The organism is Nonomuraea sp. NPDC004354, from assembly GCF_053602555.1.
Window position 1 is genome coordinate 14,886 of the sequence record NZ_JBSGDV010000012.1, and the last position, 14,863, is coordinate 29,748.

The 14,863-nt window shown below is 73.7% G+C and carries 8 protein-coding genes and 1 pseudogene; 6 read left to right on the forward strand and 3 right to left on the reverse strand.

The window, feature by feature from the left end:
* Positions 1 to 129: 129 nt before the first annotated feature.
* From ACWENQ_RS28495 to ACWENQ_RS28505, 3 genes are all read right to left on the reverse strand, one after another.
* Entirely contained in the window at positions 130 to 1,671 is a 1,542-nt protein-coding gene (locus ACWENQ_RS28495; RefSeq protein ID WP_452416996.1) for an N-acyl-D-amino-acid deacylase family protein, read from the reverse strand.
* A gap of 113 nt (positions 1,672 to 1,784) precedes the next feature.
* Positions 1,785 to 5,540, reverse strand: a complete 3,756-nt coding sequence (locus tag ACWENQ_RS28500) for a DUF4153 domain-containing protein (protein WP_452416997.1) — start codon at positions 5,538 to 5,540, stop codon at positions 1,785 to 1,787.
* Positions 5,537 to 6,220 carry a response regulator gene (locus tag ACWENQ_RS28505; RefSeq protein WP_449930666.1) on the reverse strand — a complete coding sequence of 228 codons (684 nt, stop codon included), beginning with the start codon at positions 6,218 to 6,220 and terminating at the stop codon, positions 5,537 to 5,539. Before ACWENQ_RS28505 ends, ACWENQ_RS28500 begins: the two co-directional genes overlap by 4 nt.
* 74 nt (positions 6,221 to 6,294) lie before the next feature.
* Here ACWENQ_RS28505 and ACWENQ_RS28510 point away from each other — a divergent pair, with 74 nt between their 5' ends.
* The 6 genes and pseudogenes from ACWENQ_RS28510 (at position 6,295) to ACWENQ_RS28535 (ending at position 14,799) form a co-directional block, all read left to right on the forward strand.
* On the forward strand, positions 6,295 to 7,143 hold the full coding sequence (locus ACWENQ_RS28510) for an arylamine N-acetyltransferase family protein (RefSeq protein WP_452417184.1): 849 nt from the start codon (positions 6,295 to 6,297) through the stop codon (positions 7,141 to 7,143).
* Between the two features lie 619 nt (positions 7,144 to 7,762).
* Positions 7,763 to 8,143 (forward strand): annotated as a pseudogene (locus ACWENQ_RS28515) (protein kinase domain-containing protein); the annotation flags it as partial.
* A 2,793-nt stretch (positions 8,144 to 10,936) separates the two neighbouring features.
* A complete protein-coding gene (locus ACWENQ_RS28520; protein ID WP_449930725.1) occupies positions 10,937 to 11,542 on the forward strand; it encodes a hypothetical protein in 606 nt (201 codons plus the stop codon).
* Between the two features lie 233 nt (positions 11,543 to 11,775).
* A complete protein-coding gene (locus ACWENQ_RS28525; RefSeq protein WP_452416999.1) occupies positions 11,776 to 13,479 on the forward strand; it encodes an alpha/beta hydrolase in 1,704 nt (567 codons plus the stop codon).
* On the forward strand, positions 13,476 to 13,664 hold the full coding sequence (locus ACWENQ_RS28530) for a hypothetical protein (protein ID WP_452417001.1): 189 nt from the start codon (positions 13,476 to 13,478) through the stop codon (positions 13,662 to 13,664). Before ACWENQ_RS28525 ends, ACWENQ_RS28530 begins: the two co-directional genes overlap by 4 nt.
* 370 nt (positions 13,665 to 14,034) lie before the next feature.
* Positions 14,035 to 14,799 carry a S1 family peptidase gene (locus ACWENQ_RS28535; protein ID WP_452417003.1) on the forward strand — a complete coding sequence of 255 codons (765 nt, stop codon included), beginning with the start codon at positions 14,035 to 14,037 and terminating at the stop codon, positions 14,797 to 14,799.
* Positions 14,800 to 14,863 lie beyond the last annotated feature (64 nt).

The window sequence follows — 14,863 nt, forward strand, 5'->3', positions numbered from 1 at the left end:
CCGCGGCTGCTGATCTCCAGCCCTCCCCTGTACGGCAAGCCGTCCCACGCGCCTCCGTGGTCACCGGCGCGCGCCCGCCGGAGGGACGCTCCTCGTGCGCGCGTGGCCGGGCGCCGCGACGGCGTGCCGTCACCCTGTGGGGCGCAGCGCCCGCCCCGGCGTGTGGCCGGTCAGCGCGCCGCGCGACAGCACCGGCACGCCCGAGACCAGCACGTCCGAGATCCCCGTCGCGGGGGTCCGCGGCGCCGCGTACGTCGCGAGGTCGGCCACCGTCGCCGGGTCGACCACCACCACGTCCGCCACCAGCCCCGGCCGCAGCAGCCCCCGGTCGAGCAGCCCGAAGCGACGGGCGGGATGCGCCGCGAGGTGCACCGCGGCCTGCTCCCACGTCCAGTCGCCCAGTTCCCTCACGTGGACGCCGAGGAAGCGGGCGAAGGCGCCCCAGCCGCGCGGGTGCGGGTGCCCGCCGACGTAGATCCCGTCGGAGCCGCCGGTGTGCGCGGGGTGGCGGAGGATCCGCCGCACCGACTCCTCGCCTGCGGGCCCCTCGTCTGGCCTGGCCACCACGCATCCCGCCTCCAGGCGGGTGTCGACCAGCAGCCGGCGGCAGAACTCCGCGGGTGTGACCCCCTTGCGGCCCGCCGCCTCCACGATGGTCAGCCCCTCGGTCCACTCCTGGCCTGGCGCGTGCGACACGGTCAGCCGCGGCCACAGGTCGTCGAGGGTCGGCCACCAGTCGGCGAGGGAGGACGGCGACTCGAGCATGTCGAGCGCCCTGTCCACCTCGGCCGCGGGCACCTGGGGCGGCAGCACGATCATCGCGAGGATGGTGCTGCCGCGCAGGTAGGGATAGGTGTCGAAGGTGAGGTCCACCTCGCGGGCGAGCGCGTCCTCCACAAGCGGCAGCAGCACGTCGGCGGGACCGTGCAGGTGGGAGACATGCACCGGGGCGCCCGAGTCGCTGGCGATCTCGACCACCTCGGCCATCCCTACCCCGGCGCCCGTGCCGTAGGCGCGCATGTGGGTGACGTACGGCAGCGCGCCCAGCGGCCGGCAGAGCGCGGCCAGCTCGGCGGCGGAGGCGTTGCGCCCCGGCAGGTACTCCAGGCCGCTCGACAGGCCGACCGCGCCTTCGGCCAGCCCCCGCTCGACCCGGTCGAGCATCTGGGCGAGTTGCTCGGGCGACGCCTCGGCGGGAGAGGCGCCCATGACGTCGTAGCGGATGGTGCCGTGCGGCAGCAGGTAGGCGGTGTTGAGCGCGGTCGCCCTGTCGTACCCGGCCAGCAGCTCGGCGACGCTCGCCGCGCCGTCGAGAAAGGGGTGCACCCCGTTGACGGCGGCGAAGTAGCGGGTAGCGTAGCCGACCGTCGCCGCCGAGCCCGGCGCGTAGGACAGGCCGTCCTGGCCCAGGACGAACGTCGTCACCCCCTGGCGAAGCGCCGCGAGCTGCACCTCCGCGTCGAACACCAGCGCGTCGCCGTGGGCGTGGCAGTCGACGAACCCCGGCATCACCAGGCGCCCCGTGGCGTCGATCACCTGCCCCGCCGGAGCGCCGGCGAGCCGGCCCACCGCGGTGATCCGCTCGCCGGTGATCCCGATGTCCGCCCTGAACGCCGGAGCCCCGGTGCCGTCGAGCACCCGCCCGCCACTGATGACCACGTCGAAAGTCACAGGCAGATTCAATCATCACTCTGAATTGCTGCATTTCGCGCGGCGCATTTCGCAGTGGAAACGCAGGCCGCGGGACCGCGATCTCTTTGCGAATACGCGCGGGAACGGAACGGTCAGTACCTGCCCGAGCGGGCCGCGCACGCCGTAGCCGGCAGGACCGGGTGCCGGGCGAGCAGGTCGCGGGCCTCGGCTCTGGCGAGGTTCCAGCCGTTCCACGGGTCGGGCTCGGCCAGGCCGTTGACGCGGACCACGTCGGCGAGGACGCAGCTGCGCAACGGCTCGGGAAGCCTGTCCAGCGCAGGGACCGCCTCGGCGCCGAGATCGCCGACGTAGTCCTGGTCGATGCGCTCGACCCCTCTGACCTCGACCTGGGTCTCGGCCACCCGCAGGTCGGGGTTCCACACCGCGAAGGCCAGCACCCCGATCCCGGTGATCATGACGATGGTCCTGGGCAGCCACGCCGAGCGTCCGCCCGCCAGCCGTACGCCGCCGGCCACCAGCACGACCGCGAACACCGCGCCCAGCCACCAGATGGTCGCGGCGACGGAGGCGCGCAGGCGCGACAGACCGTAGGCGTCGGTGTAGAGGTCGAGACGGTGCATCGCCGACACCAGGATGACCAGCGTGAAGGCGCACAGCACGCCGAGCAGGATGCCCAGCGCCCAGCGGTCGCCGCGCTCGGCCCGCACCACGCTGCTGGCCACCGCGACGATCGCGAGCACGAAGACGCTGACGATCATGAGCTGGAAGAAGCCCTGCCGCGCGTAGTCGGCGTAGGTCAGGCCGGTGGTGCGCAGCAGCCAGGCGTTGCTGCCGAACAGCGCGGTGACCTGGACCGCGACGAACGCGGCGAACAGCAGGTTGAGCCCGGTCAGCGGCACCACCCACAGGCTGCGGTTCAGCCGGGTCCTGAAGGACGGGCTGACGGGGTCGGCGACCGGGCGCATGGCCACCAGCACGGTGGCGGACATCAGCACGGCGAAGACCGCGAAGACGAACACGCGCAGCGGAAGCGTGCCGACCCAGTCCGGCGCGGTGAAGAGGCGGTCGAGGAAGGAGGCGAAGACCTTGTCGGCGGAGGCGAACAGCAGGCCGAAGACGGCCAGCAGCACGGCGGTGATGGCGAGCGCCGCCACCTGCGGCATGACGCGCCGCCGTACGGTCAGCGTCTTCAGCGGGCCGGCCAGGAACCAGGGGACGGGGAAGACGGCCAGCGCCACCGAGATGCCGCCCCTGATCAGCGCCAGCCAGCCGCGGCCCGCGCCGGAGACGGCGATCGCGCCGAGCCCCCCGGCGGTCGCCAGCAGCAGCGGCAGCAGCCAGTCGGCGTCCCTGACCGTGACCATGGCGACGAGCGCGAAGGAGAGCAGGCCGTAGGCGACGGTCCACGGGGTGGCCCTGCGCAGGACGGCGGGCATCGCGGCGGCGCCCAGCACCAGCGCGACCAGCGCGATGCCGAGCCCGGCCTGGGCGTCGGGCAGCGCGACGGCGGCGAACACGCCCACCCCGAAGGCGGCGGGCAGCAGCCAGCGCGGCGTGTCGGGGAGCTCGGGCCTGGGGAAGAGCGGCGGCGGCACGTACGGCGGGGCGGGCGGCCGCGGGCCCTGCGGGAACGACGGACCGCCGGGGCCCACGGGACCGCCAAAGGCGCCGGAAGCGGGGTCGCCAGGCCCTCTGGAACCGCCGGGCCCCACGGAACCGGGACCGGCGGGACCGGGACCGGCGGGACCGGGACCGGCGGGACCGGGACCGGCGGGACCGCCGAAACTTGCGGCACCGCGACCCACGGGACCCTCGAGGCTTGCGGGAACGCGACCCACGGGACCGTCGAAACTTGCGGCACCGCGACCCACAGGACCGTCGAAATTTGCGGGACCGCCGAGATTAGAGGGACCGCCGAGACCCGCGGAACCGGGGCCCACGGGACCGCCGAGACTGCCGTGACCGGCGGGACCGCCGAGACTGCCGTGACCGCCCGGCCCCCAGGGACCGCCAGGACCTCCGTGCCCGGGACCCTCGGAAACGCCGAGAACGCCGGGAGCCCCCGGACGTCCAGGCGCGACGGCGGTGACCGGAGCGGTGTGGGGGGCCGACTGGGCCCTGACCGATCCGATGGCCGAGCCGACGGCCGCGCCCGCCGCGCTGACCACCAGCATGACCAGGATGCCCGCGGCGCTGCCGAAGAAGATCCCGATGAAGAAGGCCAGGAACAGGCCGATGAGGAAGCCGGTCGTCAGGCCGATCACAGTCCACAGGACTGTGCTTCCCACCCCGCGGACGGGCCTGGGCGGCGGCGCCTCGCCCGGCCACGCCACACCGGGTCGCGCCGCCGGACCGGAAGCCACACCAGTAGCCGGGCCAGGAGCCGGGCCAGTAGCCAGACCATCGGCCACGGCCGCCGCCGTCGACACAGCACTCGACCCAGAGGCCGCTGCAGCGACCGACGCAGAGGCGGGGACATCGGCCGACGCCGCGGCCGAGACAGCGGTCGGGACAGCGACCGACGCAGCGGCCGGGACAGCCGGGACGGCCGGGACAGCGTCAGGAAGCGGGCCCGCGGCGGGGCCCACGGCCAGGTCCACGGCAGGGACAGCGACCGGGACAGCGGCCAGATCGGCGGCGCCCGGGCCGGCGAACGCGCCAGAGCCGGCGGACACGCCAGAGCCGGCCGACGCGCCAGGGCCGGGAGCCGCGAGCCCCGGAGGAGCGGCGACCGTGTGCGGAGCGGAAGCCGGGACCGGGTCCGGTCCCAGGTCCGGGGCGGGAGCGTCCGCCAAGGGCTCGGCGGGCCGTTCCTCCGCCGATGGCGCCTCGCGATCCCGCGGGCTCGGCTTCGCCCCTTCAGGGGCGATCCCCAGTCGCGCCATGTCGGGTTCCATCGTGATCCTTTCTGGAAGGTCGACGACCATGCGGCACCCCGCGCCGCCGTCGATGCGAATGGCTCCTCCGTGCAGTTCGACGATCTCCTTGACGATCGCCAGGCCGAGTCCCGATCCCCCGGCGTCGGCCGCCCGCGCCGCGTCCAGCCTGGAAAAGCGCTCGAACACCCTCGTCCTCGCCGTCTCGGGGATCCCGGGCCCGCCGTCGGCCACCATCAGCCGCACCCCCCTGCCGTGGCCGGCCGCCGACAGCGTCACCAGGCCGGCGGGAGGGCTGTGCCGTACCGCGTTGTCGAGGAGGTTGGCCAGGACCTGCGCGAGCAGGTCGGGGTCGGCGCGCACCACCAGGCCAGGCGCGCAGACGGGCCTGATCGTGACGTCGTCCCTCGCGATGGCGGCTTCGCGCGCCGCCTGGTCGAGCAGCGCCTCCAGGGCGACCGGCTCGGCCTCCAGGTGCCGCACGCCCGAGTCGAGCCGCGACAGGTCGAGCAGCTGGGCGACCAGGCGGCCCAGGCGTTCGGTCTGGGCGAGGGCGGTGCCCATGGTGACGGGGTCGGCGGCCGAGACGCCGTCGACGACGTTCTCCAGCACCGCGCGCAACGCCGTGATGGGCGTGCGCAGCTCGTGCGAGACGTTGGCGACCAGCTCGCGGCGCTGCCGGTCCACCTCGCCGAGGTCGGCCGCCATCGCGTTGAACGCCCGCGCCAGCTCCCCCACCTCGTCGCGCGAGGTGGTCCTGACACGCAGCGTGTAGCGGCCCTTCGCGATGGTCTGGGCCGCCGAGGCGAGCTGGCGCAACGGCTTGGTCATGCCGTGCGCCATCACCTGCACCATGATCAGCGCGAGGACGCTCGCGACGGCGATCCTGACCTCGCGGGAGGCGCCCGCGTTGAGGCCGACCTCGTTGACGACGAACGCCGTGCCCACCGCCAGGACGATGACGATCCCCAGCTTCACCTTGATGCGGCCGAGGAAGTCGAGGGGTCTCATCGGCGGACCAGGGCGTAGCCGACGCCGTGCACGGTGCGCACGACGTCGGAGCCGAGCTTGCGGCGCAGCGCCCGCACGTGGCTGTCGACGGTCCTGGTGGCGGCCGCCTCGGAGAAGCCCCAGACGTCCGAGAGCAGCCGTTCGCGCTCGAAGACCTGGCCGGGACGCTCGGCCAGGCGGCGCAGCAGGTCGAACTCGGTCCGGGTGAGCTGCGCCTCGGTCCCGCGCACGAACACCCTGCGGGCCGCGGTGTCGATCTCGACCTCGCCCACCCTGATCACGGTGTCCTCGACCGCCAGCTGGGCGGCCCGCTCGACCCTGCGCAGCAGCGCGTGGATCCTGGCCACCAGCTCGCGCATGCTGAACGGCTTGGCGAGGTAGTCGTCGGCGCCCACGCCGAGCCCGACGAGCACGTCGGTCTCCTCGCCGAGCGCGGTCAGCATGAGCACGGGCACCGGCCTGGCCGCCTGCATCCTGCGGCACACCTCCAGGCCGTCCAGTCCCGGCAGCAGCCGGTCCAGGATCACCAGGTCGGGTTCCGCCCTGCCGTACGCGAGGAGCGCCGCCTCGCCGTCGCCCGCGACGCGCACGTCGAAGCCTTCGGCGGCCAGCCGGTTGCGTACGGCGAGCGCGATCGTCTCGTCATCCTCGACCACGAGGATGCGTCGCTGGTCTGCCACGGACAGCAGCGTAGAAGGGACGTGTGCAGACGACACTCCCCAAGATGTGCACATCCCGTGCAGACTTGTCGGTCGTGGACATCACCGCCTATCTGAGCAGGCTCGGCCTGACAAGCGCGCCGCCCTCGCTCGACAACCTGCGGGCGCTGCACGCCGCCCATGTCGAGCGCGTGCCGTACGAGGCGCTGGAGATCTGGCTCGACCGGCCGACCTCGCTCGACCCGGAGGAGTCGGCGGCGCGGATCCTGCGCGGGCGCGGCGGCTACTGTTACCACCTCAACGGTGCGCTGTACACGCTGCTCAAGGCGCTCGGCTACGAGGTGACGCGGCACGTCGGCGGCGTCCAGAACCGCGGCGACGAGCCCGGCGTCACCGGCAACCACCTGGTGCTGACCGTGCGGCTGCCCTCCGCCGAGGGCCCGGACGCGTGGCTGGTCGACGCAGGGCTGGGCGACGCGCTGCACGAACCCCTGCCGCTGGCCGAGGGCCGCTACCGGCAGGGCCCCTTCGAGTACGGCCTGCGGCCCTCCACGGTCGCGCCCGGCGGGTGGCGCTTCGACCACGACCCGCGCGGCTCCTTCATCGGCATGGACTTCGGCATGACACCGGCGGAGATGCCGGAGTTCGCGGCGATGCACGAGCACCTGTCCAGCTCTCCGGAGTCCGGCTTCGTCCGGGTGGCGACGCTCAACCGCAGGGACGCCTCAGGCGTCGACGTCCTGCGCGGGCTCGTGCTGACCAGGATCGGCGACGACACCACCTCGACCACGCTGGACACCGAGGCGGCCTACTTCGCCGCCCTGGAGGACGTCTTCGGCATCAGCCTGCCGGCCGCCGACCGGTCGCTGCTGTGGGGCAGGCTGGTCAGGGCGCACGAGGCCTGGACGGCCTCGGCGAGCACGTCGTCGACGGCGACGGCCTGACGCCCGGCACCTGCTCGGTCGCGGAGCAGCCGACGACGTAGGGGCGTCCCGGCTTCTCCAGGACCTCGTACGGCGCGCCCCAGAACGGCCCGCTCAGCGAGAGCAACGTGTCCCAGAACGGGCCGATCAGCGAGACCGGCGCGCCTCAGAACGGGCCGGTCAGCGAGAGTGGCGCGACGTCCCTGTCGGTCATCCGGTCGAGCCTCGGCTCGGGCACGCCCGCCACCTCGGCCGGCCGGGCGGCCGGCTCGCGATGGACCAGGTCGCCGCCCGCAACGGCCTGGGCAGCGCCGACTCCCTCGCACGCCCCTGACAGCCAGGACGGGCAGCGCCGACTCCCTCCGCACGCACCTGACAGCCAGGACCGGCCGCACTGGGTAGTGCCGGCTCCCTCCGCACGCACCTGACGGCCAGGGCGGGCCGCATGCCGACCGCCTGCCGAGCCGCCATCACTCGCCAGCGGTAATGGTCGCATTTCTCGACAAACCGCTATGGTGCTGTGTCGCTGCACGCGTGTGGATGGAGATGACCCATGAACGGCCCACGCCGGCTGGCCGGACGCTATCGGCTGCTGCACCCGCTGGGCGCCGGATCTCTCTGGCTCGCCGCCGACGACCTGATGCGCCGCGACGTCGGCATCAGAGAGGTCCGGCTCCCGCCCGACCCCGCGGCCCACAGGGAACTGTGCGGTGTAGTGGGGCGCGAGGTCGGACTGGTCACCGGGCTCGGCCACGCCTCCATCGAGCCCGTCCACGAGGTGATCGTCGAGGACGGCACGCCGTGGCTGGTGGTCGACCTCCCCCAGGGACGCACCCTCGAACAGACAGTCCTCGAACGGCACCCGCTGCCGGCCGTCCAGGTGGCCAGGATCGGCGTGCATCTGGTGGCGGCGCTGCGGGCCGTCCACGGCGTCGGAGTGGTCCACGGCGACATCCAGCCGGCCACGGTCATCCTCACGCCGACCGGACGCGCGGTGCTGACCGGCTTCGGCGTCGCGACCCCCTTCCGGCCCCCGGGGGTGGGCCCGGCCGCCGACCTGTGGTCGCTGGCGGCGACGCTCCACTTCGGCCTGGAGGGACGGCCCCCGCAGCCAGGGCACCCGATCGGCGGGCCGCTCGGGCCGGTCCTGACCGACATGCTGCACCCCGACCCGGCCGCCCGGCCGTCCGCCGAAACGGTGGCCGCCGCCTTCGCCGAACTGGCCGGAACGGCAAGCCTGCCCCCTTCGGCCGCCGCGTCTCCCGCGCCCTCCTCCCCCACCTCCTCTTCGGACGCCGCGCCTCCCTCCTCCTCTCCCTCCGCATTCGCCTCGCCTCCGGACTCCCCGCCTGCCTCGCCTGCCTGGCCTTCGGACTCCTCCCCCACCTCGCCCGCGGACTTCTCCCCCACCTCGCCTTCGGACTCCGCACCCGCCTGGTCTGCGGACTCCTCCCCCACCTCGCCCCCGGACTTCTCCCCCACCTCGGCTTCGGACTCCGCACCCGCCTGGTCTGCGGACTCCGCACCCGCCTGGTCTGCGGACTCCTCCCCCACCTCGCCCCCGGACTCCTCATCTCCGGACTCCGCACCCGACTGGCCTTCGGACTCCTGGCCGGGCTCAGAGGCCGGGTTGCCGCCGTCCGCCACCCCTGCGGGAGCACCGCCCTCCCCCGCGCCAGCCTCCAGCGAGCAGGCACTCCCCACGCCGCCGCCCACCGGCGAGCCGCTACCGTTCCCCCCACCGCCTCCCGACGGCTCGGCCCCCTCGACCCCGACAGCCTCCGACGGCTCGGCACCATCCGCTTCCTCCCCCTCCAGCGGCTCGGCGCCTTCAGGTCCTTCCCCCTCCAGCGGCTTGGCGCCTTCAGGTCCCTCCGCCTTGGACGGATCGGGGCCGTCGGCTCCGTCGGCCTCTGATGGATCGGCGCCCTCCGCCCCGGCGCAGACAACGCCTACCGGATGGACACCCTCACCCTGGGAGCCCGACCCCGCCGCGCCGTCCCCGTTCAGCCCCGCGCATCCGGTGGCGACCCCCGCGTCCGGCCCCTGGTCACCGACCGCATCCGCCGAGGACCCCGACAAGACGCAGGTCGTCACCGTCCATCGTGGCCATCCCGCGCCTCCCGCGCACGAGTCCCTGGACGTCACCCGCCCGGCGTCGCGCCCGGACTCGCAACCCTTCGACGGCCTCGAGCCCGCCCGGCCCGCCCGCCCCTCGGAGGACGCCTCGCAGGTCCCCGGACCCGTCACCATAGAGGACGCTCCGCAGGTCCCCACGGTCCTCCCCCCAGAGGCGGCCACGCCCGTCCCCTCGGAGGCCGCTCCCTCAGAGCCGGCCATGGCGTCTCCGGTCGCTCCCTCGGGCCAGCACCCCACACCCCCGGCTGACCTCTCCGGCCCGCCTCTCATGGGCACTCCCCCCGGCCCGCATGCGTCGTACCCGGACACTCCCTCCGACCCGCACACGCCGTACCTGGGAACTCACACCGACCCGCACGCGCTTCAGCCGGGTGTTCCCTCAGGCCCGCACGTGCTTCAGCCGGGTGTTCCCTCGGGCCCGCAGGTTGTGCCCCCGGGCGGTGCTCCGGGTCCGGACGCTGTGCCCGCGGAAGCCCCCGCCGGCCCGCAGCCCGCGTTCGAGAGCTTCGGTCCTCACGCGGTGCCGCTCCACATCGCCTCTGCCGAGCCGACGGAGCACGAGCAGGACTCCGGTCTCGACGCCATCGGGCCTGACGGTGTGCTGGGCGCGACCGGAGACACCCCGCCCACTCCCGAGGCCATGAACCCCGGCCTGGCCGGTTCGCCGTCTGGCCCCGAAGCCATGCCGCCCGCTGCGGGAGCCACGCCCGAGGTCGGGCTGCCCGGCCCCGCGGGTACGCCGCCCGGCCCTGACGCCATGCCGCCGATCCCCGCTGGCCTGTCACAGGGACCGGAAGCCCTACCGCAGGGCCCGGGAAGCATGCCACCCCATGCAGGGATGCCGCCCCATGCAGGGTCACCTCATGCAGGGATGCCGCCCCATGCAGGGCCACCTCATGCAGGGATGCCACCTCATGCGGGGATGCCGCCCCATCCGGGAGGGATGCCCCAGGGTCCGGGGGGCATGCCCGGGGTCGGCCAGCCGTACCCTCCGGCGGGGAACGGCCCCGCCCCCACCGGAAGTGGCCCCGCGCCGTCCGGCAAGCCCTCGTTGCTGCGCCGGGTGCTGCGGCGGGGCTCCAAGGACAACAGCAAGAGCGCTCCCCCACAGCCTGCCGCTCCGCCCGCCGGATGGGGCGCCCCTCCCGCCATTCCGCCCACGCTGGGCGGGCCGGTGCCTCCCGACGCTTCTCCCCTGCCGGGCGGACCGATGTCTCCCGACGCTCCTCCCATGCCCGGCGGACCGATGCCTCCCAATGCTTCTCCCCTGCCCGGCGGGCCAGTGCCTCCCGGCGCCCCCGGAGGGCCGTGGGGGCAGCCGCAGGGCCCCGGCGCGTGGGGTCCGCAGCCTCCGGCGCCCCCCGGAGCGTGGGGACCTCCCGGCGACCACAACCCCACCCCGTGGGGACCACCTGGCGGCCACGGCCCCGCGGCCTGGGGACCGCCCGGAGAGAACGCCCCCGCACCACTGGGACCCGAGGGCAACGTCGCCGCGCCGTGGGCACCACCCGAAGGGAACGGCCCTGCGCCGTGGGCACCGTCCGGAGAGAACGGCCCCGCGCCCTGGGGACCCTCCGAGGGGAACGGGCCTGGACCGTGGGGGCCGGCGGAGGGGAGTCCGCCGGCGGGCCGGCCTCCGGCGAGTTGGGGAGCCGCCGCGGACGCCGCGCCGCCCGTGCTGGCGTCTACGCCCGGCGAGCCCGATCCGGTGCCGATCGTCGAGACGACCGCGCCGTTCCGGCGGCCGACGTTCACGGGTCCGCTGGTACTGACCGCGTCCCCGGAGCAGCCGCCGAACAAGGCCGGCCGGAACGAGTCCGCCCCGGACCAGCCGCCGCGCCCCCTCGAGCACATCCTGCACGCGGCCGGACCGCTGGCTCCCGAGGAGGCGGCGGCGGTCGGCCTGGGCGTGCTCGACCTGCTGGCACCGCTCCACGGGGCCGGTCGCTTCCATGGGGACGTGCGGCCCGAGACCGTCCTGGTGAACGGCTCGGGGGCGGTGACGCTGGCCGATCCCGCGCCCGCGCCTGCCATGTCCCCCTACTCCGCTCCGGAGGGGAACGTGAGCCCCGCCGCCGATCTGTGGGCGCTGGGCGCGACGCTGTTCACCGCCGTCGAGGGACGCGCACCCGCACCGGGGGCGCCGCTGACGAGGGCGGGGGCGCTGGCTCCTGTGCTGTTCCGTCTGCTGTCGGGTTCGCCCGGCCAGCGGCTCACGGCCGACGAGCTACGGCTCGACCTGAAGACGATCGCCGCCGCAGCCACCTCGTCGCGCCCCTGACGCGTGCTTTCCGGACCAGGCTCGGAAGCGCCCCTGACGGGCGCACTCCGGACCCGGCCCGGAAGCGATCCCGACGAGCGCTCTCCGGACCCGGCCCGGAAGCGATCCCGACGGGTCCGCCGCTCCTCCGACCGGCTCGGCGCGCTCTGCCGGGTGCGCCGAGCGCGGTGGGAGTCCGACGGCCGCGCCCCTGATGCCGCGCGCTCGCGGGGTCGCGTCGGTAGTCTCATCACGTGATCTTTCGGGTCGTGCTCGCCTTAGCCCTGACCGTTCCGCCCGTCACCATCTCGCGAGAGGCCGGCCCTCGCCCCTGCCCGGTCGCCATGCCGCCCCGTACGACCTGCGGCTTCCTCGAAGTTCCTGAGCGCAGGGACGCCCCGGACAGGAAGATCAAGGTGGGGTACGCGGTCCACGTCTCCACCGCCAAGGACCGGAAAGCGGATCCCGTCGTCTACATGAGCGGCGGTCCGGCGTCGGCCTCCCTCCAGCTCACCGGGTTCCTGAGCCAGATGTTCCCCGATCGTGACGTGGTGGCGGTCGAGCAGCGCGGCAGCAAGTACTCCGAGCCGACCCTCGGCTGCCCCGAGACGGCCGAGGCGCTGCTCGGACAGCTCAGACGGCCGCCCGCCGACCTCGCGGCGGCGGCCCGCCGGTGCCGGGAAAGGCTCCAGAAGCAGGGCGTCGACCTGCGGGGGTACAACACGAAGGAGATCGCGGCCGACGTCGTCGCGCTACGCAAGGAGTTGGGCTACGCGTCCTGGAACCTGTTCGGCGTCAGCTACTCCACCAGGGTCATGATGGACGTGGCCGCGGCCGACCCTCAGGGGGTGCGGTCGGTGGTGCTGGACTCGTATCTGCCGGAGAGCGTCGCGTGGTACGACGACGCCGAGCGGAATCTGGCCGACACGACGGCGCGGCTCGGCGTTCAAGACGCCTTCAACGCCATGACCGCCAGGCTCAACGCCAGGCCCGCCGAGGTCACCACGAACGATCCGCTGCTCGGCAGGACGTTCACGGCCCGGGTCAGCGGCGACGACGTGGCCACGATCATGGCCGAGGCGCTGCACGAGGCGGACGTCGCGGCGGTCGCGCCCGCGATGATCGGCGCGCTCGCCACGGGCCACGACGAGCTGCTGCAACCGCTGGCCGACGCGGTGGGCGAGGGGTTGGTGTCGCACGAGTTCGGGCTGTATCACGCGGTGCAGTGCCAGGACGAGATCCCGTTCAACACCTTCACCCAAAGATCCCGACTTTTCACCGTAAATGGAGATAAGGCGGTGTGCGAGGCTTGGCAGCTCCCCAAGGCCGAGCCCGTGAACGCCACCACCAAGGCCCCCGTCTACGTCCTGGGCGGCCAGTACGACCCGACCACGCCCACCAGGACCAGCAAGCCGGCGGCCGAAGCGCTCCCCAACGCCCGCTTCGAGGAGTTCGCCCGCGCCTCCCACGCGGTCTTCCTGTCCAGCGCCTGCGCCCGCCGCAAGATCGTGGAGTTCCTCGACGACCCGGCCCAGCGCACGGCCGCCCCCTGCCTCGACGACACGGATCAGACGCCGGGCGACCTGCACGTGACCGGCGCCCCGTACCAGATCTCGAAGTCCCCGTGGCTGGCCGCGCCCTTCGCGCTGTTCGCCCTCGTCTGCCTGATCCAGCTGATCGCCGGCACGCTGAGGGGCCGGGCGCTGGCGGCCTTCGGCGGGCTGTCCGGCGTGGCGTTCGCCGGGCTGGTCGGCCAGTCCGTCTACGCCCTGATCAGCACGAACGAGACCGCTCTCGCCGTCGGCGTGCCCGGCACGGTGGTCCTCTACACCTGGATCGCCGCCGCCTCGGCCGCGCTGACCGCCGCGGCGCTCCTCCGCGACCGCCGGTGGCCGCACATCGCCGCGGCCGTCATCGGCGCCGGATTCCTCGCCTGGTGGTTCGCCTGGTTCCTGTGACGGGCATCCGCGAGCTCGACGCGGTTTCAGCGGGCGGCATCATGCCGGTCAACGCCTGGCAGCACACCGCCGAGGAGACGCGCCCGGGTTCGACCGGACCATCGTTCCAGAGCGGGTTCCCGGTCTTCTCGCTGAGGTTCGCCGGCGATCCCGCCAGCTGGACCGATGCCCGTGACCTGCTCTGATCCTGCTTCCGCCGGCCCTGGTGGGAACCGCGCTCCGCCCAGGGCGATCATCGGCGCCGGGCGGCGAGATCACCCCTCCTGCCAACGCGCGCGAGGGATTCGAAGGGCGGGCCCGGAATCCGGGCCGAGCATGATCCGCCTCTCTGTGCGCGTCCTACGGCGATGCGCCGCTTCGGACCCTGTCGCACCGACCCGAGCGTCGGGCCGGGGAGGGGGTTATCCCTACCCTGAGTTGACGTGCTGGCGTGATGACCCGGCCGTTCTTCGATGGATAGCGTGATCTTGTCTTAATCCTCCATTGAAGGGGTCAACCCCGTTGTTTGGCATGGAATCGTTCCGTCGCGGTCTGTCACGGTCCACCATCGTTGCCGTGGCAGGCGCAGCCTGTCTCGCGGCGACGGCCGGGAGCGCCGGCGCGATCATCAACGGCAAGGACGCCACGCAGCCCTACTCGTTCATGGCGTCGATCCCGATCTCGGCGCCGAGCCAGGGCCTCGAGGACGGCGTGTGCGGGGCGGTGCTGATCGACCCGCAGTGGGTGGCGACCGCCGCTCACTGCGTCGACATGGAGGTCGGGTCGATTCCCGCCGGAACCATCCGCATCGGCAGCGATCAGCGGAAGACCGGCGGAACGGTCCGTAAGATCGCGCAGGCGGTGACCCACCCCCGCTACGCCCAAGACTCGCCCAGCAAGAACGACATCGCGCTGGTCCGCCTGGACCGTCCCGTCTCCTACCAGCCCATCCCGATCGCCGAACGGCCAGGACGGCCCGGCACCCCGACCCGGATCATCGGCTTCGGCATCACCGAGTTCAACCGCGACCCGGCCGGCTGGAAGATGTCCGACAAGCTCCAGGAACTCGACACCCGCAGAGGCGCGGTCTCCGAGTGCGGCCCCGGCTTCGCGGGCAGCACCCGGCTGTGCACGATCAGCCGGGTGCCCAAGGCCATGGCGTGCAACGGCGACTCCGGCTCTCCGCAGGTCCAGCGCGGCAGGGGCGGCCGGTGGGAGCTCATCGGCGTCACCTCGGGACCCGGCGCCAAGAGCCCTTCCTGCGCGGAAGGTCCCGGCCTCTACACGAACGTGCCCGCCTACGCGGACTGGATCCGCACGACGATCCGCGCGCACAGCTGACCGCTTGCCGGTGCTCCTGACATGACGGATCGGGCGTGCCGGCTGCGCACCCGTTCCCCGGACC